The sequence below is a fragment of the Pseudomonas paraeruginosa PA7 genome (genome assembly GCF_000017205.1).
Taxonomy (GTDB): Bacteria; Pseudomonadota; Gammaproteobacteria; order Pseudomonadales; family Pseudomonadaceae; genus Pseudomonas; species Pseudomonas paraeruginosa.
Genome location: NC_009656.1, coordinates 4,054,231 through 4,079,301, shown reverse-complemented (window position 1 = coordinate 4,079,301; position 25,071 = coordinate 4,054,231). Strand labels below are relative to the sequence as shown.

Sequence of the window (25,071 nt, the reverse complement as noted above, 5' to 3'; positions counted from 1 at the left end):
GGCGCCTAGGGCGGCGGCGATGCCATCCGCACCTGAGCGGCGATCGCCGCCTTGTCTATCACCGACCAGACGCCGGCGATGCGGCCACCTTCGAATTCATAGAAGACGTTCTCGGCGAAGCGCACCCGCTGGCCATTGACCGGGATGCCGAACAGCTGGCCGCCGGGCGTGCAGTCGAAGCGCAGGCGGCAGGCGAGGGCTGGTGGGTCGGCGAGCAGGCGCTCGATTTCGAAGCGCAGGTCGGGGATCGCCAGGAAGTCGCCTTCGAGCATCCGCAGGTAGCCGTCGAGTCCGATCTGCACGTCGTTGTAGCGCACCCGGTCATGGACGAAGTCGCCCAGACGCGCCCAGTCCTGGCGGTTCAGACAGTCGATGTAGGCGCGGTAGCGCTCGGCGAGTCGGTCACGGGTCATGCGGGGCTCCTTCGAGGTGTCCGGGCGACATGAGCCAGACCCTAGCAAACCCGCGAGGCGGCGTCAGTCGAGGCTTCAGCCCAGGCGCATGGACAGCTCGACATCCTCGGCGAAGGGGATGGACAGGTAGCCGTTGGCGGGCGAGCGGACATGCGCCAGGTACTCGGGACTGTGCTCGGCGTTGTCGGCGATCACCAGCGCGCCGGGGCGCAGGCGGTTTTCCAGCAGGGCGAGGATCTCCGGGTAGAGTGCCTTGGCACCGTCGAGCAGGACCAGGTCGATGCTTGCCGGCAGGTCGCTGGCGAGGGTCTGCAGGGCGTCTCCCTCGCGCAGTTCCACCAGGTCCTGCAGGCCACCGGCGGCCAGGTTCCGCCGCGCCCGCTGCACCTTGGACGGCTCGAATTCGCTGGTGATCAGGTGGCCGCCGCCGTTGTCGCGCAGAGCTGCGGCGAGATGCAGGGTGGACAGCCCGAAGGAGGTGCCGAATTCGACGATGTGCCGCGCCGAGCTGCTGCGCGCCAGCATGTAGAGCAGGCTGCCGGTTTCCCGCGAGACGGGCAGCGCCAGGTCCCTGAGGCGTCCGTAGAATTCGCGGTACTCGGTCTTGCTGCGCATGAGGCGGTCCAGTTCGCCGTCCGCCAGGTCGGCGAGGGCGGGGCTGTCGCCTGGGCGGGTGGCTTCGGCCTCGGCGAACAGGCGTTGCAGGAGTTCGGCGAGCGGGGGGCTGGTGAGGGTATTCATGGGCTGCTCCGGATGTGGGTTTGAGCGTATGAGTGCGCGGATCTAGAATGCGATGGATTCGTCGCATTCCGCTATTCGCATTTCCGGAGCTGTCCATGAGCGCCAGCCGAAACCCGCGTATTTCCTCGCGCAAGCAACCGCGCCAGGCCCGTTCCAGCGAGCTGGTGGCGAGCATCCTGGAGGCTGCTGTTCAGGTTCTCGCCAGCGAGGGCGCGCAGCGTTTCACCACCGCGCGGGTGGCGGAGCGGGCCGGGGTCAGCATCGGCTCGCTGTACCAGTACTTCCCGAACAAGGCGGCGATCCTGTTCCGCCTGCAGAGCGATGAATGGCGGCGCACCACCCGGCTGCTCGCGGACATCCTGGAGGATGCCACCCGCCCGCCGCTGGAGCGCCTGCGTCGGCTGGTGCGGGCGTTCGTCGTCTCGGAGTGCGAGGAAGCGGCGATCCGCGTGGCGCTCAATGACGCCGCACCGCTGTACCGCGACGCCGATGAGGCGCGCGCGGTGAAGGCCGAGGGCGCGCGGGTGATCCAGGCGTTCCTGCGCGAGGCCCTGCCGGCGCTCGCGGAGGAGCGGCACCATCTCGCCGGGGAACTGATCACCACTACCCTGAGCGCGGTGGGCAAGCAGTTTTCCGAACAGCCGCGCGACGCGGTGGAGATCGATCATTACAGCCAGGCCCTGGCCGATATGCTCTGCGCCTATCTCGAGGGCCTGGCGAAGGCGTGACGGCGGACGGTGGGAGGCGTTGGGGCGACCGGCGCCTGCCGGTCGCGGGAGGGATCAGGCTTCGGCGATGCCGGTGACGACGATGCCGAAGCGACGCAGCAGCAATTCGGCCGGTTCGTCGCTTTCCAGCTTGCCGGTGCTGTAGTGGCCCGGCTTGAGGTTGGCCTCGGCCCACTCCAGCAGGTGCTCGGCGACCTCTTCGGGGCTCGGCTTGTGGGTGAAGGGCAGGACTTGGCGCTCGGTGGCTTCGTCCTTGCTGTAGGTGATGGCCCAATCGCTCATTGGAAGGCTCCTTGTTTTCGCTGAGTTGACAGGCCGTCGAGGCCCGAAGGGTAGACCGGTGGCCTGGCGCAAGGGTTGCCCCGGTGCGATGGGCGGTCTGCGCACGACTGTCGGCGGGCAGCGGAAAACACTTATTATTCAGCCACATGCCTTGTCCGGATAGGTCCTGATGCTGTCTGCCGTACGGCGCTACAAGTCGTTGCTCTCCAGCGCCCTGGCGCGTTGCTTCCCGCGTACCACCGCCTACCTGCAGGCCGAACGCGAGGCCCGCGAGGCCTTGTTCGGATCGCCCAGGGGGCGGCCGAAGAAGAAAGCCGCGAAGGCTCCGGCCAAGGTTGCCGGCAAGGCCGCGAAGCGGGCGGCGCCGCGCAAGCCTGTCGCTGCCGCGCGGAGCGCGCCGCAGGGTATCTATCCAGCCGCCGCGCTGAAGATCGACGAGGCCCAGGAGCGCGCGATGCGCGAGCAGGTGGCACAGGCGGCGCTGCTCGGCGTGGTGAGCCCGCCCTCGGAGGAGCAGTGGGCGATGATCCTCTGCCGCCAGCCGCTGGCGCGGATCTTCGCCGGCGCCGGCTCGGGCAAGTCGACCACCCTGGTCCTGCGGGTGGTGTTCATGCTCTGCCACCTGGGCGTGGAGCCGCAGCGGCTGACGGTGATCTCCTTCACCAATGCCTCCTGCGCGCAGTTGCGCGAACAGCTACTGCGGGTCCTCGCCCATTGGGAGTACCCGTTCGACGCGGCCCAGGCGCGCCAGTGCGTGCGGACCTTCCACTCGGCGCTGGGCAGCCTGGCCCGCGAGGTGCTGGGCAATCCGCGCTGGTTCGAGCAACTCGACGACCGCGACCCGGCCGCCGAACCGGACAACCCGCTCACCGCCGGACGCCTGCGCCCCGCCCAGCAGCGCCTGCTGAAGCAGGCCTACCAGCGGTGCTACGCGGACAGCCCGGCGTTTCGCGCCAAGACCCACAAGCTGCTCGACCTGCCGCCGCCGGCGGAGGTGGAGGAGGGCGCGCGCCGGCGGCCGCCGAAGGCGCCGCTGGAGCCGTTCAGGCTGGCCGGCGAGTTCCAGGCGCTGCCGCTGTACGAGGCCTTCCACGCCCAGGCCGGTTTCGCCGAAAGCCTTGGCCTGCGCATCGACCGGCTGGACAGTGGCGGACTGGAGTGCGGCGTCCGCGAGAAGATCTTCGTCGAGGCCCTGGCGCTGTTCTGGGCGAGCTTCCAGGCGCTGTTGCGCGAACAGGGCCTGATGACCTTCGACGCCGCCTTCCAGCAACTCGGCGAGCGACTGGCCGCCGGCAGCTTGCCGGACGCGGCGCTGGCGCCGTTCGGCCACCTGCTGATCGATGAATTCCAGGACGTCTCGCCGCAGATCGTCCTCTGGCTGCAGGCCTTGCATCGGTGCCTGGCGACCCGGGGCACGCCTCCGAGCCTGATGGCCATCGGCGACGACTGGCAATCGATCTATGGCTGGCGCGGCAGCTCGCCGGAGCTGTTCATCGACTTCGACCGGCATTTCCCTTCGCGCGGGCGGGGCCGCAAGAGCGCGCTGCTGGTGCTGGAAACCAACTACCGTTCGGTGGAGCCGATCATTCGCGACGGCGAGGCGGTGCTGGCCGGGGTGCGCTTCAAGCAGGACAAGACCTGTCGCGCGTTCCGCGCGATCCAGCCAGGCGACCATGGGGTGAAGCTGGTGCAGCGCTTCGACCTGCGCGCGCAACTGCCGAAGCTGCTGGCGGAAGTCCGCGGCCAGTGCGAATACGCCGCCAGCCGCAACAGCAACGAACGCACCGCGGTGCTGCTGCTCAGTCGGCGCAACGAGCCGCTGCAGGCGATCCTGGCCGAGCTGGACCGCGCGCTGCCGGTGAAGGGCATGACCATCCACCGCGCCAAGGGGCTGCAGGCCGAGGTGGCGATCATCGTCGACGATTGCCTGCCGGGCGAGAAGCATCCGTTGCGCAACGCGCTGTATGCGGCCTCGGGCTTCTTCCGCAACAGCTACGACCAGGCCATGGCGGACGAAAGCCTGCGCCTGGCCTACGTGGCGATCACCCGTGGGGTCAGCCGGGTGTTCTGGTACACGCGCAAGGCGCAGGGCGCCACGGCCTTGCTGGCGCGGCGCTGAGGGCGGCCGGCGGATACCGCCGCAGGCGTTGGCCGTCACTCCGCCGTCTGGCGGTCAGCGGTCACCCGCCGGCGCCGATTGCGCGAGGGAGTCCAGGCCACTGGCGCGAACCATCGCCTGCGCCTCGGGCGAGGCCAGATAGCGCAGCAGGGCACGGGCTTGCCGTGGATGCTCGGCGTTCACCGGAATGCCGGCGGCGAAGCGGGTCACCGACTGCACCGCCTCGGGCAGGCGGCCGACGAAATCGACGCCCGGCACCGGCAGCAGTTCGGCGACCTGTTGCAGACCCAGTTCGTATTGCCCGTCGGCGACCACTTCGGCGACCGGGATCCGCGGAATCATCCTTGCCTTGTCACGCATCTGCCGTTCGATACCCAGGCGCTTGAACAACCGCTCCTGCACGTAGCGGCCGCTGGCACTGTCGGAGTAGGCCACCGAGCGGGCGGCGAGGAGCGCCTGGCGCAATTGCGCGACGTTGCCGATCGGTGGTCGCGCCGCGCCGCTGCGCACCACCAGGCCGATGCGCGAGTCGGCCAGCTCGACCCGCGAGTCGGCGCGCACCTTGCCCTGGCGGATCAGTTCGTCGAGGGCGTAGCCGACCATGATCAGCGCATCGGCCTTTTCCCCGGCTTCCAGGCGTTGCGGAATGGCCTGGGGTGTGTGGCCCATCGATGGGCCGTATGCGCTGTGCAGCGTATCGCCGGTCTTCTCGCTGAAGCGCGGCGCCAGTTGCCGGTAGGCGGCGCTGAAACCGCCCGAGGTGATTACCCGCAGTTCCGCGGCTGCCGCCGGTGGGCTGCCGGCCAGTGCCGACAGGGCGATGCAGAGGGCGGCGAGGATGGTCGTCGTGGCGGATTGCTGGAGGGACATGAGGAACGGGGCGGCTAGGCGCATCGGTTGGCTCCGGCTGGGACGGGTAAGCTCCGGATCCTCGCGCGGCACCGCCGGCTTGTTAAGCAATGGTTGTCGCGGCGACGGCGGCAGGTCGCTCCGGATGTAGGAAGCCCGGGGCCGGCGAGTCCGCTGCGGCAGCGACAGCGCTGTGTTTTCCGCGGGCTACCGGTGGCTGGCTGGGGGAGGACGTTTCTGTAGTCGCTGTACGGGTATCGGCGGATAACGCCGTGGCGTTATCCGCCTACGGACCGAGCCGCGACTCCTGCCGGGGCGCAGACGGACAAGCCTTCTTTCCTCCGTGAAAGGGCCGGACGGTTCGCCATGGTTATCCGGGAGCTGCTCTACCGGCCGGAGGCGGCGTCCGCTCCTGATCCTGCATCCAGGCGCCGAACGCGCGCAGGCGCTCGGCGAACTCCGCCGGGTCGGCGGCCTGGCCGTCCAGCACAGCCTTGAAATATTCCAGGGCCGGCGCCTGTTCGGGGTGGCGCGCGTGGAACAGCGCCAGGTAGTGCTCCAGGGTTTCCGGCCAGGCGGTTTCCGTTTCCCCGCGGAGAACGTCGCTGGAACGGATCAGCTTCTTCGCCGCTTCCCGTTGCAGGCGTCGGCTCTCCTCGGCCGGGCGCGAGGCGTCCAGGCGTCCCGCGTAGTCCTCCAGCACTTGCGCGTAGTCGCCGTTGAGGGCCAGGGCGATGGCCTTCGAGGGACGCGAAGGCGCCAGTCCGGCCGCCAGGTCCTCGCCCCACAGGCAGCGACAGCGATGCTTGAGCCAGTAGCCCCAGCTGTGGCGGTTGGCCGGATCGCGAGCCTCGGCCAGGTGGCCGATGTCGAAATCGATCTTGCTGACTTCCGGGTGGCGCGCCTGCAGTGTCAGGCGCGCGGTTTCCAGTTGCGCGGCCAGTTCGGAGCTGGGCCGGTCGCGCAGGACCAGGGTCAGGTCGAGGTCGGAGCGCCCCGCGATGGCCTCGCCGCGGGCGACGCTGCCGTACAGGTAGACGCTGTGCAAGGCCCGCTCGAACGGAGGTCGGGCCAGGGTCCGGCGCAGGTCGTCGAGCAGGGGGCGAAAGACCGCCTGCGGTTCGACGCGGGGCGGCAGGGGGATGAATCCATCGGGCATGTCCATGCCGACAGCCTAGCGGCGCGCCGCCCGCGCGTCGATCAGCCTGCGTTGCGGAACAGCAGCGCCTTGAGGCCCGCCGCGGGGTCGACATCGGGGAATTCCGGCGGATTCTCCAGGCGTTCGACGAAGTGCAGCGACGGCGCCTCGCGGGCGGTTTCCTCGAGGAGGAAGTCGGGGCCGATGGCCGGGTCGTTGATACAGGCCAGCAGGGTGCCGCCGGGCACCAGCAGTTCCGGCAGGCGGCGGAGGATCCTGCGGTAGTCCTGGGTGAGGACGAAGCTGCCTTTCTGGAAGCTCGGCGGATCGACGATCACCAGATCGTACGGGCCGAGCTTGCGCAGCTTGCCCCAGGACTTGAACAGTTCGTGACCGAGGAAACTCACCCGGCCGAGGTCGTGGCCGTTCAGGCGGTGATTGTCGCGGCCGCGGCTGAGCGGGCCGCGGGCCATGTCCAGGTTGACCACCTGGCTGGCGCCGCCGGCAACGGCCGCCACCGAGAAGCCGCAGGTGTAGGCGAACAGGTTGAGCACGCGGCGGCCGGCGGCCTGCTCCTGCACCCAGCGGCGGCCCAGGCGCATGTCGAGGAACAGCCCGGTGTTCTGGTTGCGTCCCAGGTCGAGGCGGAAGCGCAGGCCGTTCTCGACGATGTCCCAGGTTTCCAGAGGCTCGCCGAGCAGCCACTCGCAAGCGCTGTCGGGGCGGTAGCGGTGCTGCAGGACCAGGCGCCGGCCCTGGCTCGAGGCCCAGGCCGGGGCGGCGACCAGCGCCGCGAGCGTGCGGCGCAGGGCGTCGAGCTCCTCGGCCGGTGGTTCCTTGAACAGGGTGACCAGCAGGACATCCTGCAGCCAGTCCACGGTCAGTTGCTCCAGGCCTGGCCAGCAACGGCCGCGGCCGTGGAACAGGCGGCGGGTTTCCGCAGGCGCCGGGGACAGCGCGGCGAGCAGGTGCTGGAGAAGGATATCGAGGGCTTCGCGGTTCATGGCGGTTCGGGGTGTGCGAAAAGGGGCGGATTCTACCCGTTGCGCGACCGGCAGTCCGCCACCGTCGTTCAGGTGGATGGCTCGGGCGCCGGCGCGGCGCTGGCCGGGCCGCCATCCTGGATCATCAACAGGCTCTGCGGCGAGGACAGCGCGATGCCTTCGGTGCGCAAGCGGTCGAGAATGGTGAAGAGCAGGTCGCTGCGCGCGCCGGCCACCGAACGCGGGCTGTTGACGAAGCCGCTGGCGTTGAGCACCAGGCCGTTGCTGGCGAGATCCTTGAACATCACCGAGGGCGCCGGCGCGTCGAGGATCGCCGGGTGTTCGGCGAAGGCCTGCAGGAGCAACTCGCGAACCTTCATCGCGTCGGTGTCCAGCGGCAGGGTCAGGTTCACCCCGACCACCCCGAGGGCGTTGCCCATGGTCACGTTGCGCACGGTCTGCGAGATGAACTGCGAGTTCGGCACGATCACCGTGGAGCGGTCGCCCATCTGGATCTCGGTGGCGCGCACGTTGATCCGCCGGATATCGCCCTCGACCCCGCCCAGGCTGACCCAGTCGCCGACCTTCACCGGCCGCTCGGTGAGCAGGATCAGGCCGGAGATGAAGTTCTGCACGATGGCCTGCAGGCCGAAGCCGATGCCCACCGAGAGGGCGCTGACCACCCAGGTCAGGCTGGTCAGGTTGATGCGCAGGGCGGACATCACCAGCATCGCCAGGAGCACGAAGCCGAGGTAGCCGACCAGGGTCACCAGCGAGGCGCGCATGCCGGCGTCCATGTTGGTTTCCGGCAGCAGCCGCTCGCTCAGCCAGCGCTTGACGATGCGCAGGGCGAACAGGCCGCCGACGAACAGCAGCAGGGCGACCAGGATGTCCTGCGGGACGATGTTCAGGTTGCCCAGGGTCTTGCCGCTTTCGCCCAGCTGGGCGAAGCCCTGTAGCAGCTCGCTGGGGCTCGAGCCGGCCGGAAGGAAGGCCAGCAGCAGCGCGGTGAGCAGCAGCAGGGTGCGGCCGACCCCGGCAAGCACCGTGCTGGCCTGGGCCTGGTGGCGTGGCGACAGGCCGAGCGCATTGGCCAGCGCCAGGCCGCTGGGGTGCTTGGGCGAGAGCAGGGTTTCGCAGATGTCGCCGAAGAAGGCGATCAGCAGGTAGGTGGTGGCCGCGATCACGCTGATCCAGAGCAGCTTGACGGTGAGGAAGTAGGCCAGCGACAGATAGCCGGTGAACAGGGCGAGAAGAATCGCCGCGATCCACACCGAGGCGACGAAGGGGATCAGTCCGGCGATCCCGCCCGGACGCTCCAGTTCGTGCTTGCGCCGTACCTGATGGTAGCGCAGCAGGGCGGCGGCGAAGATCAGCGCGGTGACCAGCGCGGTCAGGCCGTTGAGAGCGACGGTCAGGGCCAGGCTGGTGCCGGTGACGCTGTTGATCCGCTCCTCGGTGGCCACCAGCATCAGTGCCACCGCGAGGATCGCCGGGAACGGGCCGAGGGCGCTGGCGATCCGGTCCGGGATCGCCGGCAGTCGCCAGGACGGTCGCGGCAGCATCAGCAGGGCGCGGCCGAGGCCGGCGATGAAGGCGCAGAAGGTCGCCAGGCTGACCAGTTGATCGGTCAGGCTGGCCATGTCGGGGCTCAGGCTGGCGTTGCTTTCCAGGCCCCAGCGCATCAGCGACACCGCGCCGACGATGGTCAGGATGGTCGCCAACCCTACCGCCAGGGCCAGGGCGCTGCGCCGCAGACGGCCTTCCGGCAGCCAGCGGATCATCGCCCAGGTAAGCATGCGCTCCAGCAGGCGGCGGCCGAAACTCCAGACCAGCACGGTGGCCAGCAGGGTTCCGGCGAAGGCCCAGCGGTGTCCGGGTGCGATGGCGCTGTCGAAGGCGACCAGGGCCTCCGCCTTCAGCTTGTCCAGCCGGCGCAGGTCGTCGTCGGTGGGACGGATCAGGGTCGACCAGAAGCTCGGGCTGAACGGCGTCGCCGCGCGGCTGCTGATCTGTGAATTGAACAGGCTGCGGCGCAGGTTGACGATCTGCGCCGCCAGGTCGCGGGAGGACTGGCCGAGCTGGGTGGCCTGGCGTTCGTCGTCGAGCAGGGCGTTCTTCTGCCGGGTCAGGGCCTGGCGCTGGGCGGCGAGGCTTTCCGCCTCGTCGGGCTGGGGCGGGCCGATCACTTTCAACTGGTCGTCGAGTCGCTCCAGGTCGGCGACCCGCAGGGCGAGCAGGGCGTCGGCCTGGCGCTGGACCTGCAGCGCGCTCTGGCGCAGCTCGGCGAGGAGGTCGTCGCTGGCATTGGCGGTAACGCTCTGGCGGATCAGGTCCAGCTGCGCGGCAAGCTGATCGAGGCTGGCATCTTCGGCCAGGGCCGGCGGCGCCTCGAGGTCGGCGCCGGTTCGCGCGACCGGCTCCGCGGCCCAGGCGGCGCCCAGGAGCAGGCTCAGGCCGAGCGCCATCATGGTCTGGCAGAAAAACGTGAACAGGCTGGCTCGCCGCATCGAATCCCCCTTCCGCTCTGTCTGGCTCAACGAGTATGGACCGGCGCGGGCGCCGAGTAATTCCCGGGACGATCGCCAGGCGGGGCTAAAGGGACAGCAATTCTGGCCATATCAATCCCTTTTTGGCCGCCGCCACCGTTTTGCCGGTGTCGCAGGCTGGGCAGAATCCCCCCACCAAGAACAAGAAACCCGTGAGGTCTTCTCCATGCTGAGCGTCTACAGCGACGATCATCGTCTGCACTTCGGCCAGTCGGAACTGGTCGACGGCAAGCTGCAACCCTGTTTCGAAATGCCCAGCCGGGCCGATACCGTGCTGGCCCGGGTGAAGTCGCAGAACCTTGGCGAGGTGATCGCGCCGAAGGATTTCGGCCGCGAGCCGCTGCTGCGCATCCATGACGCCGCCTACCTGGACTTCCTCCAGGGCGCCTGGGCCCGCTGGACCGCCGAAGGCCACAGCGGCGACCTGGTGTCCACTACCTTCCCCGGTCGCCGCCTGCGCCGCGACGGGCCGATCCCGACGGCGCTGATGGGCGAGCTGGGCCACTACAGCTTCGACACCGAGGCGCCGATCACCGCCGGCACCTGGCAGGCCATCTACAGCTCCGCCCAGGTCGCGCTGACCGCCCAGGAGCATATGCGCCAGGGCGCCCGCAGTGCCTTCGCCCTCTGCCGTCCGCCGGGCCATCACGCCGGTGGCGACTTCATGGGCGGCTACTGCTTCCTCAACAATGCCGCCATCGCCACCCAGGCGTTCCTCGACCAGGGCGCCCGGCGCGTGGCGATCCTCGATGTCGACTATCACCATGGCAACGGCACCCAGGACATCTTCTACCGCCGCGACGACGTGCTGTTCGTCTCGATCCATGGCGATCCACGGGTCGAATACCCGTACTTCCTCGGCTATGCCGACGAGCGCGGCGAAGGCGCCGGGGAGGGTTGCAACCACAATTATCCGCTGGCCCATGGCAGCGGCTGGGACCTCTGGTCGGCGGCGCTCGACGATGCCAGCGTGCGGATCGCCGGCTACGCCCCGGATGCCCTGGTGATTTCCCTTGGCGTGGACACCTACAAGGAAGACCCGATCTCCCAGTTCAAGCTGGACTCGCCGGACTACCTGCGGATGGGCGAGCGCATCGCCCGGCTGGGCCTGCCGACCCTGTTCATCATGGAGGGTGGCTATGCGGTGGAAGCCATCGGCGTCAACGCGGTCAACGTGCTACAGGGCTATGAAGGCGCGGCCCGCTGAGGAGCGAAGCATGCAATCGACTCGCAAGCTGCTGGCCGGCCTCGTGCTGGCCGCTTCCGCCGGGCTGGTCCAGGCCGCGCCGGAAGTACGGATCTACAACTGGTTCGACTACATCGCCCCGGACACCCTGAAGAACTTCCAGGCGCAGACCGGCATCGCGCCGAAGTACGATGTCTACGACAGTAACGAGGTGCTCGAGGCCAAGCTGCTGTCCGGGCACTCCGGCTACGACCTGGTGGTGCCCAGCGACAGCTTCCTGCCCAACTACCTGAAGGCCGAGGTGTTCCAGCCGCTCGACAAGAGCAAGCTGCCGAACTGGAAGAACCTCAACCCGGCACTGCTCAAGGTGCTTGCCGGCAAGGACCCCGGCAACCGCTACGTGATGCCCTACATGTGGGGCACCAACGGCATCGCCTACAACCTCGACAAGGTCCGCGCGGTGCTCGGCGACGATGCGCCGCTGGATTCCTGGGACCTGGTGTTCAAGCCGGAGAACCTGGCAAAGCTGCAACAGTGCGGCGTGGCCTTCCTCGACTCGCCCACCGAGGTGATCCCCGAGGTGCTGCACTATCTCGGCCTGTCGCCCAACAGCCACCAGCCGGAAGACTACCGCCGAGCCGAGGAGCACCTGGCGAAGCTGCGCCCGTACATCACCTACTTCAGTTCCTCGAAGTTCGTCAGCGACCTGGCCAACGGCAACGTCTGCGTGGCCATCGCCTGGTCCGGCGGAGCGATGCAGGCGGCCAACCGGGCCAGGGAAGCGAAGAACGGCATACGCATCGAGTACCGCATCCCGAAGGAGGGCGCCGCGGCCTGGTTCGACGTGCTGGCGATCCCGCGCGATGCGAAGAACGTCGAGCAGGCGCACGCCTTCCTCGACTACCTGCTGCGCCCGGAGGTGGTGGCGCCGATCTCCGACTACGTGGCCTACGCCAACCCGAACAAGGCGGCGGACGGTTTGATCTCGGCGGAGTTGCGCGACAATCCGAACGTCTACCCGCCGGAAGAAGTGCAGGCCAGGCTGTATACGGTGGAAATGCTGCCGCCGAAGCTGGAGCGGCTGCGCACGCGGACCTGGAGCAAGATCAAGACCGGCAAGTGAGCGGCCAGATGGCGGGTTCGCAGGACGGCTAGCGCCCCAGGCGCCGGCCGTCGCGTCCCGCAGGCCAGGCCACCAGGCCGGAACCGCCGCCCACGGCCCGCTGGAGGTCGCTTCCAGGCTTCGACCGGACGCGCCGGCTTGTCCATAATGGCGCTGCCCGACGGTCGCCGCTGGTGGCCGCTTCCTTCCATGCCTGCCTGTGAGTCCGCCATGCGCAAGTCCGCCGATGCCTTCGCCTTCCAGACGATGCTGTTGCTCTGCGTGATCTGGGGCATCCAGCAGGTGACCATCAAGTGGGCGGCGACGGACATCGCGCCGGTGATGCAGGCGGCCATCCGTTCCGGCATCGCCGCCGTCCTGGTCGGCCTGCTGATGTGCTGGCGCGGCGGCTGGGAGGGGCTGCGCCAGGGCACACTGGGCGCCGGTCTGCTGACCGGCACGCTGTTCGCCCTGGAGTTCCTGTTCATCGCCCTCGGCCTGCAATACACCACGGCTTCGCACATGTCGGTGTTCCTCTATACCGCGCCGATCTTCTCCGCCCTCGGGCTGCACTTCCTGCTTCCCAGCGAACGCCTGCGGCCCTTGCAATGGCTGGGCGTGGCGGTGTGCTTCGGCGGCATCGCGGTGGCCTTCGGCGGCGGCCTGTCGTGGGCGGAGATGGATGGGCGGATGCTGCTCGGCGACGCTTTCGGCCTGCTCGCCGGGATGTCCTGGGGAGCGACCACGGTGGCGGTGCGCGGCACCCGGCTGTCCGAGGCGCCGCCGAGCCTGACGCTGTTCTACCAGTTGTTCGTGGCCTGCGCCGGGTTGCTGCTGATCGCCCTGTTCAGCGGCCAGTTCGGCGAGGTCCGCTGGACTCCGGTGAGCACCGCCAGCGTGCTGTTCCAGGGCGTGGTGGTGTCGTTCGCCAGCTACTTCTGCTGGTTCTGGCTGCTGCGTCGCTACCTGGCGAACAACCTGGCGATCTTCTCCTTCATGACGCCCCTGTTCGGCGTCACCTTCGGCGTACTGCTGCTGGGCGAGCCGCTGAGCCTGAACTTCGTCGCCGGCGCGGCGCTGGTCCTCGCCGGCATCACCCTGGTCAGCGGCGAGCAGTGGCTGCGACGCCTGCTGCGACGCTGAGCGAGTGCGGCCGGCGCAACAGCAGGCCGGCCAGGACCAGGCCGAGCCCGGCGAGCGCCAGCGCCGGTTGCAGGCCGCCGGCGAAATGCGTGCTGAGCGCCGCCAGCAGCGGGCCGAGCAACTGGCCGAGGGCGAAACCGGTGGTCAGTTGGCCAGCGTTGCGCTGCGGCGTATGCGGCGCCAGTTCGCGAGCGTATTGCATCACCAACTGCATGCCGGCGAGGAACGGCAGGCCGGTCAGCACTACCCCGAGGGCCAGTCCGCCGATCCCCGGCAGCAGGCAGGCGAGCACGCCGACGGCCTGTAGCCAGAGCGCGCCGACCAGCCAGCGGCGGGTCCCGTCCGGGCGCTGCCGGCGCAGGCTGATCAGCACTACCCCGGTGGCCGAGGCCAGGCCGAAGCAGGGCCAGAACAGGTCGGCCTGCCATTGCCCATGGAAGCGCGTGGCGGCCATCTGCGAGAGAAAGGTGGCGGGAATGATGTAGCCGAGGCCGACCAGCCCGTAGGCCCAGGTCAGGCGGCCGAGGCCGGCGTTCTCGCTTGCCGTGGCGGGCGCGTCGTGGCCGGCGTTGCGTGCGGCCGGGCGCGGCAGCAGCGGCAGGAGCATGAGGACCAGGACCAACGCGAGGTCGGCGAAGAGCTTCCAGATGAATACCGAGTCCTGCCCCAGGGCGTTGCCCAATGCCGCCAGCAGGCCGGTGACCATCACTCCGATGCCGGGGCCGGCGAACACCAGTGCGCCCAGCCGGGCCCGGCCGCTTTCCGCGGCGAGGCGCTGGCTGAGGGCGGTGACCATGACCAGCACCCAGGCGCTGGCCACGCCGAGGCCGAAGCGCAGCAGCGCGTGCGGCCAGAAGCCCTCGGCCCAGACCGAGGCCAGGGTCAGGCCGAAGCAGGCCCAGAGCCCGACCAGCAGGCGCAGGCGCGCCTGCCGCGCTTCGCGGGCGAACAGCGCGTCCAGCGCGCCGACCAGGTAGCCGAGGTAATTGGCGGCGGCCAGCAGGCCGGCGCCGGTCAGGTCGAGCTGGCCTTCGCGGATCAGGTGCGGCAGTTGCGGGGTCAGGGAGAAGCGCCCGACCCCCATGGCGACCACCAGCGCCAGCAGGCAGGCGAGCAGGCCGACCAGCGGCGAACGAAGAAAATGACGGGACATGTACGGATTCCTGCCGGGGGGATGAGTGGCAGCAGGTTAGGTCTTGCGTGGATTCTGTAAAACTGAATAATCGAGAATTACTTGTTCTGTTTTGGAGAATTTATCGTGGAGTTCGGCCAGTTGAGGATCTTCCAGGCGGTCGCCGAGGAAGGCTCCATCGCCCGCGCCGCCGAGCGCCTGCACCGGGTGCCGTCGAACCTGTCGACGCGCCTGCGGCAACTGGAGGAACAGCTTGGCGTCGATCTGTTCCTCCGCGAACGCCAGCGCCTGCAACTGTCGCCGGCGGGCAAGGTGCTGCTGGACTACGCCGCGCGGCTGTTCGCCCTGCAGGAGGAGGCGAGCGCGGCGGTCCAGGGCGGCGAGCCGGTGGGCGACTTCGCCCTCGGCTCGATGTACAGCACCGCGGCGATCCACCTGCCGCCGCGCCTGGCGGAATACCACCGGCGCTATCCGGCGGTGAACCTGCAATTGCAGACCGCGCCCAGCGGCGAACTGGTCGAGTCGCTGCTGGGCGGGCGCCTGGACGCCGTGCTGGTGGACGGCCCGCTGGACTTCGACGGCCTGGAGGGCCTGCCGATGTTCGAGGAGCGCATGGTGCTGGTCACCGAGAATGGCCATCCGCCGGTGCGCGGGCCCGAGGACGTGGCTGGTAGCGCGGTGATCGCCTTTCGCCCGCGCTGCTCCTATCGCCTGCTGCTGGAGTCCTGGTTCGCCAGCGCGCGGGTGGGCATGGGCCGGGTGATGGAGATCGAGTCCTACCACAGCATGCTGGCCTGCGTGGTGGCCGGCGGCGGGGTGGCGCTGATGCCGGTGTCGATGCTGGAGAGCCTGCCGGGCCGGGAGTCGGTGGCGGTGCATGCGCTGGCCGAGCCGTTCGCCCGGGCGAGCACCTGGCTGGTCTGGCGCAGGGGCATGGTCGGCGCCAACCTGAAGGCCTGGATCGGTCTCCTGCAGGGGCGGGAATCGGCGTTGGCTTGATTCAGGTCAGGGTCCGTGGCCGGTTTCCCGCAGTAAAGTTGTTTCCAAGGACGGAGTGGAACGTGCGGAGAGTGGGACGCCGGTCTACTCTTTCCTAGGGCGGCCTGACTTGTCAGGTCGCCCGATTCTCCTTCCCTTGGACAAGGGGCCTGTCATGAAACTCTGGCTGCAAAACCTGGCGTGGCAACTCGGTGTCGCCCTCGGCCTGATCGAGCCCCCGCGCATGCAACCCATCCCGGTGGAAAACGACGAGCAACGCCGGCGCCTCGCCGCGCGGCAACGTCGCTGAGCCGGTTCCCCCGACGCTCTGGCCCCGCCGCCTGCGGCGCTGGCCAGAGTCCCGGTTCTGGCCTATCGATCGTGGTTCCTGAACCAGGCGCCGATCATGTCCCGCAGGCGCTCTCCGGAAAAGCTCGCGAAGTGCCCGCCATGCACGGTGCGCACCGGTAGTTCGCGCAGGCGCGCGAGGCTGGCGGCATAGTCGTCGAGGTTGGAATGATAGGCGTCCTCGACCAGCGGGCCGTCGTAGACGATGTCGCCGGAGAACAGCGTCTGTGTCGCCGCTTCCCACAGGCTGATGCCGCCCGGCGAGTGCCCGGGGGTGTGCAGTACCTGCAGCACGCGGTCGCCGAGATCGAGCACGTCGCCCTCGTCGATCAGGCGGGTCGCCGGCGCCGCTCGTACCCGGTACTCGGCGTAGCACAGCGGGCACTCCGGATGCGCCTCGAACATCTCGTCGCCGACATAGGTGCGCGCCAGGGTGTTGTCGCCGTCCGGCGCGGCGAGGATCTCCGCCTCGGCCGGATGCGCCAGGCGCTCGGCGAATTCGTGGTGGCCGGCGATATGGTCGAAGTGGGTGTGGCTGGCCACCGCCAGCAGCGGTCGTTCGGTGAGCCAGGGCAGTTGCTCGCGCAGGCTGACCAGGCCCGAGCCGCTGTCCACCAGCACGTCGCGCTCGCGGCCCTGGACATGCCACATGTTGCAGCGATAGAAGGGCCGTACGTAGGGCTCGTGGATCAGGCTGATGCCGTTGTAGAAGTGCCGGGTTTCGAACCAGCGGTCGCGGCTGACGATTCTCATCGCGGTCTCTGTCGGTGGAAAGGCTATCCCAGGAGGATAGGCCTTCAGGGTATGACCTTGCCCGGGTTGAACAGCCCGCTGGGGTCGAGCAGCTCCTTTATCTGCGCCATCAGCGCGAGCTTCAGCGGATCGGCGTAGCGACCCAGGGCTTCCTTCTTCTCCAGGCCGATGCCGTGCTCGGCGGAGATCACGCCGGCGCATTCGCCCAACTCGCCGTAGAGGATTTCCTCCACCGCCTGGTGCAGCGGCAGCAGCGGGACGTCGGCGGCGAGCATGACGTGCAGATTGCCGTCGAGGAAATGGCCGAAGAGGAAGACCCGCATGCCTTCCACCAACTCGCCCAGGCGCCGCTGGATGCGCTCGACGTAGCCGGCCAGGGCCGGCACCGGCAGCGATACGTCGAAGGACAGGCTGTCGACGCCGGCGTGGATCGCTGCGTCGGAATCCTCGCGCAGGCGCCAGATGGCCAGGCGCTGGGTTTCGTTGGCGGCGAGCAGGGCGTCTTCCACCAGCCCGTCCTCGAAGCAGCTTTCCAGCAGGGTGGTGAGCGCCTCGCCGGCGTCCAGGTGGCGGTCCTCGGCCAGTTCCACCAGCAGGTAGAGCGGACAGGGCGCCAGGCTCGGCACGCTGTCGCCCATGGGCGCGGCGGTGCATTGCAGGTAGTCGTGCCAGAGAATCTCGCAGGCGAACAGGCGTTCCGCGTGCTCGCGGCGCAGGCGCGCGGCGATGGCGATCGCCGCGTCGACGCCGGGCAGGCCGAGCAGGGCGGTGGCGCCGGGACGCTGCAACGGCTCCAGGCGCAATACCGCACGGGTGACGATGCCGAGGGTGCCTTCGGCACCGACGAACAATTGCTTGAGGTCATAGCCGGTGGTGTTCTTCAGCAGCCCGCGCAGGTCGCTGTAGACGCTGCCGTCGGCGAGCACCGCTTCCAGGCCGAGCACGCGCTGGCGCATGGTGCCGAAGCGGAAGGCGCGGATGCCGCCGGCGTTGGTCGCGACCAGCCCGCCGATGCTGGCGCTGCCGCGCGCGGCGAGGTCGATGCCGGGATCGAGCCCGGCCTCGGCGGCCAGCGCCTGGGCCTGTTCGAGGGTGACGCCGGCGTCGAGGTCGAGGGTCTGGCTGGCCGCATCCAACTGGTGGACGCGATTCAGCCGGCGCAGCGAGAGCAGCACGTCGCCGGCTTGCGCGGCGGCGCCGCCGACCAGGCCGGTGAGTCCGCCCTGGGGCACCAGAGCGCGCCCCGCCTGGCGGCACAGGCGTACCACGGCGGCGACCTGGGCGGTGCTTTCCGGCAGGACCAGGAAGCTTCCGGCGAGGTTCTGCGGATGATAGCCGGGGTCCTGCCCGGCGAGCGCGGCGCCGTCGCGCACGCCACGGGCGCCGAGGATCTCGCGGAGGGAGCGGTAGAGTTCGGTATCGTCCATGGCGGGCTCCGGGTCAGGGATGGAAGGGCGCGGCCTGCAGCACCTCGACGATCAGCGGACGGTCCGCCGGGGCGTCGCGCAGCAGTTCGCGCAGGTGCTCGAGATCGCGCGCGCGTTCGGCGGCGCAGCCGAAGCCGCGGGCGATGGCGAGGAAGTCCGGGGTGTAGATATCGACCCCGAGCGGAGTGATCTCGCGTCGCTCCATGTAGCGCTTGATCTCGCCATAGCCGTGGTTGTTCCACAGCAGCACGACGATGCCGACCTTGGCCTCCACCGCGCTGGCCAGCTCCGGCAGGGTGAACTGCAGGCCGCCATCGCCCATCAGGCTGACCACCGGGCGTCCCGGCTCGCCGAGCTTGGCGCCGATGGCGGCGGGCAGGCCATAGCCGAGGGTGCCGTAGCCGGTGGAGGCGTTGAACCAGCGGCGTGGCTCGTCGAGATCGACCAGATGGTTGCCGCTGTAGACGGTCTGGGTCGAGTCGCCGACGAAGCGGGCGTCCGGCCACTCGGCGAGGATCGCGGCGAACAGCTGGCGATAGTGCGACCAGCCGGCGAAGTCTTCGGCCAGGCGCTGGCGCACGGCGGCGGCGCGCCGGGCCCCGGGGCTGTGCGGCGAGGCCTCGGCGCCCGGCAGTTCGGCCAGCAGCACGCGCATGGCCAGCCGGGCGTCGCTATGGATGGCCAGGCTCGGTGTGTGGTTGCGCATCAGTTGCTGCGGGTCGATGTCGATGCGGATCAGCTCGCCATTGAGGGCGAAGCCGCCGTCGAACACCACGTCGTAGTCGGTTTCGCCCAGCTCGGTGCCGATGGCCAGCACCACGTCGGCCTCCGCGGCCAGTTCGCGTACCGGCACGCAGGACTGGTTGCTGCCCAGCAGCAGCGGGTGGTCGGCTGGCAGCAGGCCCTTGGCGTTGATCGTCAGGGCGGTTGGCGCGTCCAGCGCGGCGGCCAGGGCTCGGGCCTCGGCGGCGGCCTCGAGGCAGCCGCCGCCGAGCAGCAGCAGTGGCTTCTTCGCGTTGCGCAGGCGCGCCGCCGCTTCGCGCAAGGGCGCGAGGGCCGGCGCCGGACGGCTGGCGACGGTGCGCGGGCGCAGGGCCAGGTGCTCGGCGGGAGCGGTGATGACGTCGAGCGGCAGCTCGATGTGCACCGGCCGCGGCCGCTCGCCGTCGAACACGGCGAAGGCGCGGGCGAGCACCGCCGGCAGCTCCTCGGCGCTCATCAGGGTATGGCTGAAGGCGCAGACGTTGGCCACCAGGTCGCGCTGGTTCGGCAACTCGTGCAGGTAGCCGTTGCCGTGGGCCAGGCGCGCGCGCTCGTTGACGCTGGAGATCACCAGCATCGGGATCGAGTCGGCGTAGGCCTGGGCCATGGCGGTGAGGATGTTGGTCATCCCCGGGCCGGTGATGATGAAGCATACGCCGGGCTTGCCGGTGACCCGCGCGTAACCGTCCGCCATGAAGCCGGCGCCCTGCTCGTGGCGCGGGGTGACATGGCGGATGCGGCTGCCGGGCAGGCCGCGGTAAAGCTCTACGGTATGCACGCCGGGGATGCCGAAGACGGTCTCGACGCCCCAGGCTTCGAGTTGCTTGACGAGGAATTCGCCGCAGGTGGTCATGGCCGTTCCTTTTTCATGTTCTCGGGAATGGAACAGGCGAGGGAAGGTCCCTCGCCTGTCGGGGTTGTGCCTGGTTCAGGCGGCGCTGGCGACACCCGCCGGGCGCCGGGTGAACAGACTGACCAGAACGAAGCTGAGCAGGCCGACCGCCAGGCTGTAGTAGATCGGCGTATTGGCGTCGAGGCCGTCCTTGATCATGAACGCCAGCACGGTAAGGAAGCCAAGGGTCATGCTGGTGATGGCACCGGCGGTGCTGGCGCGCTTCCAGTAGATCGCGCCGATCAGCGGGACCAGCATGCCGCCTACCAGCAGGTTGTAGGCCACGGTCAGGGCGCTGATCACGTCGCTGACCACCAGGGCGATGCCGAGCACTACCAGGCCCAGCAGCAGGGTGGCGATGCGGTTCTCGTGCACGTCGCCGTTGTCGGACTGGCCGCGGCCGCGGCGCAGGCGCGGCAGCAGGTCCTGGGTGACGGTGGTGGAAGCCGCCAGCAGGCCGGCGCTGGCGGTGGACATCAGCGCCGCCAGGGCGGCGGCGATGACCAGGCCGCGGATGCCGTTCGGCAGGCTGTGCTCGACCACGCTGGCGAAGGCGTTGTTGACGTTCTCCAGGTCCGGCAGCAGGACCTTGGCGGCCATCCCGATCAGCGCCCCGGCCATGCCGTAGAGCACGCAGTAGATACCGGCGGCGGAGCCGGCGACCTTGGCCACGGTCTCGCTGCGGGCGGTGAACACCCGCTGCCAGATGTCCTGGCCGATGAAGATACCGAAGAAGTAGATCAGGAAGTAGGTGACGATGGTGTCCCAGCCGATCGCGGTGAAGTCGAAGTAGCTGGCCGGCAGCTTGGCCACCAGGGCGTCCCAGCCGCCGGCGTCGTTGATCGACAGCGGCATCAGCAGGAACACCAGGCCGACGGTCATGATCAGGAACTGCACGATGTCGGTCAAGGTCAGCGACCACATGCCGCCGATGGTGGAGTAGAGCACCACGACACCGCCACCGATCAGGATCGAGACCCAGAACGGCAGGCCGAACAGGACCTGCATGACGGTGCCGATGGCGATGGTCGAGGTGGCGCCGATCATCAGCGCGTAGACCAGCATGATCAGGGCGCTGGCGTGGCGCGCGGCGGGGTTGTAGCGACGCTCCAGGACCTGGGTGACGGTGTAGATCTTCAGCTTCAGCAGCGGCTTGGCCAGGAACAGGCTGAGGCCGACGATGCCGAGGCCGATCGCGCCGCACAGCCAGAAGCCGGAGATGCCATGGACGTAGCCCAGGCGCACGGTGCCGATGGTGGAGGCGCCGCCGAGGACGGTGGCGGCCATGGTCCCCAGATAGAAGCCGGGGCCGAGGTTGCGGCCGGCCACCAGGTAGTCGTCGCGGGTCTTGGCGCGGCGCATGCCGTACCAGCCGAGCGCGATCATGCCCGCGGCGTAGATCAGAACGACGAATATGTCGAGGGCCATATCAGGTCTCCCAGGTTTCTCATTGTCATTGTTGTATCCGGCGAGGCGCCGGAAGCGCGGGACGCTGGCGTCCCGCCGTGTGTGTACTCCGCCTCAGGCGGCGGCTATCGCCGGCGCCCTCCGCGTGCCGTGCGCGCGCACCCAGCGCGGACCTCGCGGGCCGTAGACGCAAGGCGGTTCCGGGAACAGGCGCAGCAGCGCCAGGTAGAGCAGGGCGGCCAGGCCGAGGGCGACCGGCAGGCTGAGGTCGATGCCGCCGGCCAGCTCGCCGAGCGGGCCGACGAATTGCCCCGGCAGGTTGACGAAGGCCAGGCCGGCCGCCGCGCTGGGAATCCAGGCGCCCATCCCGCGCCAGTTCCAGCCGTGCTCGAACCAGTAGACGCCGCCGCGCTGGCCGCGGGTGAACACCTGCAGGTCGTCCGGGCGGTAGAAGCCGCGGCGGGTCAGCAGGCCGATCAGCATGATCACCATCCACGGGGTGGTGCAGGTGACGATCAGCACGGCGAAGGTGGAGACGCTCTGCACCAGGTTGAAGGCGAAGCGGCCGACGAAGATGAAGCCGATCGAGGCGACCCCGATCAGCACCGTGGCCTGCACCCGCGAGAGCAGGCGCGGGAATACGCTGGACATGTCCAGCCCGGTGCCGTACAGCGAGGTGGTGCCGGTGGACATGCCGCCGATCACCGCGATCAGGCATACCGGCAGGAAGAACCAGCCGGGAGCGATGGCCAGCAGGCCGCCGACATAGTTGTTGGCGGCGATGTAGTCCGGCGCGCGGACGGCGACGATGGTCGCGGTGGCGAGGCCGAACAGGAAGGGAACCAGGGTCGCCAGCTGCGCGCCGATCACCGCCAGCATGATCCGTGCCTGCGAGGTCCGGCGCGGGATGTAGCGGGCCCAGTCGCCGAGGAAGGCGCCGAAGGAGATCGGGTTGCTCATGGCCAGCAGGGTGGCGCCGGTGAAGGCGGCCCAGAAGCCCGGCTGGCCGAGCCGCACGCTGCCGGCGTAGGCGGCGTCGAAGGGGCCGGCGAAGGCGAACAGGCCGAGCAGGAACAGCAGGCTGGCGGCCCACACGGCGATCCTGTTGACCAGCAGCATGAAGCGGAAGCCGTAGATGCATACGGTCAGCACCAGCACGGCGAACAGGCCGTAGGCCAAGCCCAGGTTCAGTTCGCTCTCTTCCAGGCCGACCAGGCGCCGGGCGCCGCCGACCAGGGCGTCGCCGGAACTCCACACCGAGAGCGAGAAGAAGGCGATGGCGGTCAGCAGCGAGAGGAAGGAGCCGACGATGCGCCCGTGCACGCCGAAGTGCGCGCCGGAGGAGACCGCGTTGTTGGTGCCGTTGAGCGGGCCGAACAGGCCCATCGGGGCGAGGATCAGCGCGCCGAGCGTGACGCCCAGCAGGATCGCCCACAGCCCGGCCTGGAAGGAAAGCCCGAAGAGCACCGGGAAGCTGCCGAGCACGGCGGTGGCGAAGGTATTGGCGCCGCCGAAGATCATGCGGAACAGATCGACCGGCGTGGCGTTGCGTTCGTGGTCGGGAATCTGTTCGACCCCGAAGGTTTCGATGCGTGTGATTGCGTGTTGGTTATTGTTGTTATCCATGACGTTCTCCCGGGAGAGCTAGCTAGTCGATGGCAGGTGCTCCGGCATCGCCGACAAGTGCTCATGGCAGGCCAGCCAACGGCCTTCTTGTTGTTCTAGGCGGAACAGGATGGTTTCCCGTTCACGGTTCAGGCTTTCCGTTCCCTGGAGGCGCAGCCGCGTGGCGACGTCGTGGCTGAAGATCGCCAGGTCGCCTTGCAGGCTGACGCAGGTATTGCTGGATTCGCACGCCAGCACTTCGAAGCCGTCCTCGCGTCGCCAGCGCTCCCACAGCTCGCGGTAGGCCGCGCGCGAGCGCAGCGGCTGCGGCCAGTTGTGGAAGATGAAGCTGGCGTCCTCGCTGAAAGCGGCGAAATAGGCCTCGGCATCGTTGCGGGCGAAGGCCGCCACCAGTCGGCGGGCGGCCTCCAGCACCTGTTCGACGCGCTCGTCGGTCATGCTCGCGTCACGGCTCAGCGACGCACCACGCCCGGGAGGACGCAGAGCATTTCATAGAGCAGGTTGGCGCCCAGCAACGAAGTGTTGCCGGTGGTGTCGTAGGGCGGAGAGACTTCGACCAGGTCGCAGCCGACCAGGTCCAGGCCCTGGCAGCCGCGGATGATTTCCATCGCCTGGATGGTGGTCAGGCCGCCGATTTCCGGGGTGCCGGTGCCGGGCGCCCAGGCCGGGTCGATGCCGTCGATGTCGAAGCTCAGGTAGACGGGGCCGCCGCCGACCTTCTCGCGGACCTCGGCCATCAGCGGCTCCAGCGACCTGTGCCAGCACTCCTCGGCCTGCACCACGCGGAAGCCCTGCTTGCGGCTCCAGTTGAAGTCCTCGGCGGTGTAGCCCTGGGCGCGCAGGCCGATCTGCACCACGCGGTCGCAATCCAGCAGGTCTTCTTCCACCGCGCGGCGGAAGGTGGTGCCGTGGGCGATCTTCTCGCCGAACATGTGGTCGTTGACGTCGGCGTGGGCGTCGATGTGGACCAGGCCGACCTTGCCGTGCTTTTTCCTGATCGCGCGGAGGATCGGCAGGGTGATGGTGTGGTCGCCGCCGAGGGTCAGCGGGAGGATGCCGTGGCCGAGGATGCGGTCGTATTCCTGCTCGATGATGCGCACGGCTTCCAGCAGGTTGAAGGTGTTGATCGCGACGTCGCCGATGTCCGCCACGTTCAGCGAGTCGAAGGGGGCGGCGCCGGTGGCCATGTTGTAGGGGCGGATCATCACCGATTCGGCGCGGATCTCGCGGGGGCCGAAGCGGGTACCGGAACGCAGGGAGGTGCCGATGTCGAGAGGCACGCCGACGAAGGCGGCATCGAGGGCGTCGAGTTCGGCGGGGGACTGGACATGGGGCAGGCGCATCATGGTGGCGATGCCGCCGAAGCGGGGCATTTCATTGCCGCCCAGGGGCTGGTGGAGATTCTTGTCCACGGGGTGGCCTCACGGTCGTTGTGGTTGTTTTAGGGGTCGGACGGATTCTCTTCACAGCCGGTAGCGAGTCAAATCGCTGGCTACAAATAATCAGTTCAGAGATTTCTAAACTAATGGCGAAGCGGCTAGACTTCGCCGCCGAGCCCGGACGGCGGCCGTGGCCCCGGCCCGCTGTCCGAAATCATCGCCCCGCAAACCGGAGTCGCCGTGTCCAACGCCTTGCCCGACCTGCGCCTGTTGCGCATCTTCGCCGCGGTGGTGCGCCACCAGGGCTTCGCCGCCGCCCAGCAGGAGTTGAACCTGTCGACCTCGGCGATCAGCACCTACATGAGCCAGTTGGAGAACCAGCTCGGCATCGTGCTCTGCCACCGCGGCCGTGGCGGCTTCAGCCTGACCAGCAAGGGCGAGCTGTTCCACCAGGAGACTCTGCGCATCCTCGGCGAACTGGAGGGTTTCGAGCGCTATGCGCTGGCGCTGAAAGGCGAGCTGCGCGGCACCCTGAACCTCGGCGTGCTCGACTCCACGGTGAGCGATCCGGCGCTGCCGCTGGCCGAGGTGATCGGCGCCTTCAGCCGCGAGCATCCGGCGGTGCACCTGCACCTGCTGGTGCAGAGCCCCTACGAATTGCAGCTGAGCGTGCTGGAGAACCGCCAGGATCTGGCCATCGGCGCCTTTTCCAGCCGCATGAACGGGCTGGTCTACCAGCCGCTGTACCGCGAGCAGCACTGGCTGTACTGCAGCGACCGGCATCCGCTGTTCGACGGGCGGCGAATTCCCGCCGACCTGATCACCCAGCAGCGCATGGTCGGTCGCGGCTACTGGAGCCAGGCCGAGCTGGCCCGGCACGGTTTCAAGCACAGCGCCGGCACCGTGGAGAGCATGGAGGCGCAGCTGATCCTGATCCTTTCCGGCGGCTACATCGGCTACCTGCCTGAGCACTATGCCCATCCCTGGGTCGAGCAGGGGCGCCTGCGCGCCCTGTTGCCGGCGACCTTCGGCTACCAGGCGCCGTTCTCCCTGATCCTCCGTCGCGGCCGTTCGCGCGAGCCGCTGATCCAGGCCTTCCGCGACCAGTTGCGGACGCAGATGAGCCTGGCCTGA

General features: G+C 68.9%; 23 protein-coding genes. 8 read left to right on the top strand and 15 right to left on the bottom strand.

Features of this window, described 5'->3' with window-relative positions; all coding sequences use genetic code 11:
• Positions 1 to 5: 5 nt before the first annotated feature.
• Both PSPA7_RS18735 and PSPA7_RS18730 read right to left on the bottom strand, forming a co-directional pair.
• Positions 6 to 413, bottom strand: coding sequence for an ester cyclase (locus tag PSPA7_RS18735; protein WP_003158048.1), 408 nt, complete (start codon positions 411 to 413; stop codon positions 6 to 8).
• Between the two features lie 75 nt (positions 414 to 488).
• Positions 489 to 1,154 carry an O-methyltransferase gene (locus PSPA7_RS18730; RefSeq protein ID WP_012076454.1) on the bottom strand — a complete coding sequence of 222 codons (666 nt, stop codon included), beginning with the start codon at positions 1,152 to 1,154 and terminating at the stop codon, positions 489 to 491.
• A 95-nt stretch (positions 1,155 to 1,249) separates the two neighbouring features.
• Here PSPA7_RS18730 and PSPA7_RS18725 point away from each other — a divergent pair, with 95 nt between their 5' ends.
• Positions 1,250 to 1,882 carry a TetR/AcrR family transcriptional regulator gene (locus PSPA7_RS18725; protein WP_012076453.1) on the top strand — a complete coding sequence of 211 codons (633 nt, stop codon included), beginning with the start codon at positions 1,250 to 1,252 and terminating at the stop codon, positions 1,880 to 1,882.
• A 54-nt stretch (positions 1,883 to 1,936) separates the two neighbouring features.
• Here the strand turns inward: PSPA7_RS18725 and PSPA7_RS18720 are convergent, their stop codons facing one another.
• Complete coding sequence (locus PSPA7_RS18720) at positions 1,937 to 2,164, bottom strand: hypothetical protein (RefSeq protein WP_003158045.1); 228 nt, start codon at positions 2,162 to 2,164, stop codon at positions 1,937 to 1,939.
• 169 nt (positions 2,165 to 2,333) lie between these two features.
• On the opposite strand from PSPA7_RS18720, the gene PSPA7_RS18715 reads away from it, so the two are divergent.
• Complete coding sequence (locus tag PSPA7_RS18715) at positions 2,334 to 4,283, top strand: DEAD/DEAH box helicase (protein WP_012076452.1); 1,950 nt, start codon at positions 2,334 to 2,336, stop codon at positions 4,281 to 4,283.
• Positions 4,284 to 4,337: 54 nt separating this feature from the next.
• On the opposite strand, the gene PSPA7_RS18710 is transcribed toward PSPA7_RS18715, so the two are convergent.
• The 4 genes from PSPA7_RS18710 to PSPA7_RS18695 form a co-directional block, all read right to left on the bottom strand.
• Complete coding sequence (locus PSPA7_RS18710) at positions 4,338 to 5,153, bottom strand: substrate-binding domain-containing protein (protein ID WP_034000244.1); 816 nt, start codon at positions 5,151 to 5,153, stop codon at positions 4,338 to 4,340.
• Between the two features lie 349 nt (positions 5,154 to 5,502).
• On the bottom strand, positions 5,503 to 6,297 hold the full coding sequence (locus PSPA7_RS18705; RefSeq protein WP_012076450.1) for a nucleotidyltransferase domain-containing protein: 795 nt from the start codon (positions 6,295 to 6,297) through the stop codon (positions 5,503 to 5,505).
• A 35-nt stretch (positions 6,298 to 6,332) separates the two neighbouring features.
• The gene (locus PSPA7_RS18700; protein ID WP_012076449.1) at positions 6,333 to 7,274 is read right to left on the bottom strand and encodes a class I SAM-dependent methyltransferase; all 942 of its coding nucleotides are present in this window, start codon (positions 7,272 to 7,274) and stop codon (positions 6,333 to 6,335) included.
• A gap of 68 nt (positions 7,275 to 7,342) precedes the next feature.
• On the bottom strand, positions 7,343 to 9,763 hold the full coding sequence (locus PSPA7_RS18695; protein WP_012076448.1) for a DUF3772 domain-containing protein: 2,421 nt from the start codon (positions 9,761 to 9,763) through the stop codon (positions 7,343 to 7,345).
• Between the two features lie 205 nt (positions 9,764 to 9,968).
• Here PSPA7_RS18695 and aphA point away from each other — a divergent pair, with 205 nt between their 5' ends.
• From aphA to PSPA7_RS18680, 3 genes are all read left to right on the top strand, one after another.
• Positions 9,969 to 11,009, top strand: a complete 1,041-nt coding sequence (aphA, locus tag PSPA7_RS18690) for an acetylpolyamine amidohydrolase AphA (protein ID WP_012076447.1) — start codon at positions 9,969 to 9,971, stop codon at positions 11,007 to 11,009.
• A gap of 10 nt (positions 11,010 to 11,019) precedes the next feature.
• Positions 11,020 to 12,111 carry an extracellular solute-binding protein gene (locus tag PSPA7_RS18685; RefSeq protein ID WP_012076446.1) on the top strand — a complete coding sequence of 364 codons (1,092 nt, stop codon included), beginning with the start codon at positions 11,020 to 11,022 and terminating at the stop codon, positions 12,109 to 12,111.
• A 210-nt stretch (positions 12,112 to 12,321) separates the two neighbouring features.
• A complete protein-coding gene (locus PSPA7_RS18680; protein ID WP_012076445.1) occupies positions 12,322 to 13,233 on the top strand; it encodes a DMT family transporter in 912 nt (303 codons plus the stop codon).
• On the opposite strand, the gene PSPA7_RS18675 is transcribed toward PSPA7_RS18680, so the two are convergent.
• Positions 13,193 to 14,386: an MFS transporter gene (locus tag PSPA7_RS18675; RefSeq protein ID WP_012076444.1), complete on the bottom strand. Its 1,194-nt coding sequence runs from the start codon at positions 14,384 to 14,386 to the stop codon at positions 13,193 to 13,195. The genes PSPA7_RS18680 and PSPA7_RS18675 overlap by 41 nt on opposite strands.
• Before the next feature lie 105 nt (positions 14,387 to 14,491).
• On the opposite strand from PSPA7_RS18675, the gene ptrR reads away from it, so the two are divergent.
• Both ptrR and PSPA7_RS32850 read left to right on the top strand, forming a co-directional pair.
• Complete coding sequence (ptrR, locus tag PSPA7_RS18670) at positions 14,492 to 15,364, top strand: putrescine utilization regulator PtrR (protein WP_003156064.1); 873 nt, start codon at positions 14,492 to 14,494, stop codon at positions 15,362 to 15,364.
• 154 nt (positions 15,365 to 15,518) lie between these two features.
• On the top strand, positions 15,519 to 15,653 hold the full coding sequence (locus PSPA7_RS32850) for a PA1414 family protein (RefSeq protein ID WP_003087006.1): 135 nt from the start codon (positions 15,519 to 15,521) through the stop codon (positions 15,651 to 15,653).
• Between the two features lie 62 nt (positions 15,654 to 15,715).
• Here PSPA7_RS32850 and PSPA7_RS18665 read toward each other — a convergent pair whose 3' ends face one another.
• The 7 genes from PSPA7_RS18665 to speB all read right to left on the bottom strand — a co-directional run bounded on the left by PSPA7_RS18665 (position 15,716) and on the right by speB (position 23,970).
• Entirely contained in the window at positions 15,716 to 16,444 is a 729-nt protein-coding gene (locus PSPA7_RS18665) for an MBL fold metallo-hydrolase (protein ID WP_012076443.1), read from the bottom strand.
• A gap of 44 nt (positions 16,445 to 16,488) precedes the next feature.
• A complete protein-coding gene (locus tag PSPA7_RS18660; protein ID WP_012076442.1) occupies positions 16,489 to 17,871 on the bottom strand; it encodes an FAD-binding oxidoreductase in 1,383 nt (460 codons plus the stop codon).
• A 13-nt stretch (positions 17,872 to 17,884) separates the two neighbouring features.
• Complete coding sequence (locus PSPA7_RS18655) at positions 17,885 to 19,486, bottom strand: 5-guanidino-2-oxopentanoate decarboxylase (RefSeq protein ID WP_012076441.1); 1,602 nt, start codon at positions 19,484 to 19,486, stop codon at positions 17,885 to 17,887.
• A gap of 75 nt (positions 19,487 to 19,561) precedes the next feature.
• Positions 19,562 to 20,953, bottom strand: coding sequence for a sodium:solute symporter family protein (locus PSPA7_RS18650; RefSeq protein WP_012076440.1), 1,392 nt, complete (start codon positions 20,951 to 20,953; stop codon positions 19,562 to 19,564).
• 93 nt (positions 20,954 to 21,046) lie between these two features.
• Positions 21,047 to 22,558 carry a purine-cytosine permease family protein gene (locus tag PSPA7_RS18645; protein WP_012076439.1) on the bottom strand — a complete coding sequence of 504 codons (1,512 nt, stop codon included), beginning with the start codon at positions 22,556 to 22,558 and terminating at the stop codon, positions 21,047 to 21,049.
• Positions 22,559 to 22,576: 18 nt separating this feature from the next.
• Positions 22,577 to 22,996 (bottom strand): YybH family protein, encoded by a 420-nt coding sequence (locus PSPA7_RS18640; protein WP_003157764.1) that lies wholly within the window; start codon positions 22,994 to 22,996, stop codon positions 22,577 to 22,579.
• A 14-nt stretch (positions 22,997 to 23,010) separates the two neighbouring features.
• Positions 23,011 to 23,970, bottom strand: coding sequence for an agmatinase (speB, locus tag PSPA7_RS18635; protein WP_012076438.1), 960 nt, complete (start codon positions 23,968 to 23,970; stop codon positions 23,011 to 23,013).
• A gap of 207 nt (positions 23,971 to 24,177) precedes the next feature.
• Here speB and PSPA7_RS18630 point away from each other — a divergent pair, with 207 nt between their 5' ends.
• On the top strand, positions 24,178 to 25,071 hold the full coding sequence (locus PSPA7_RS18630; RefSeq protein WP_003082969.1) for a LysR family transcriptional regulator: 894 nt from the start codon (positions 24,178 to 24,180) through the stop codon (positions 25,069 to 25,071).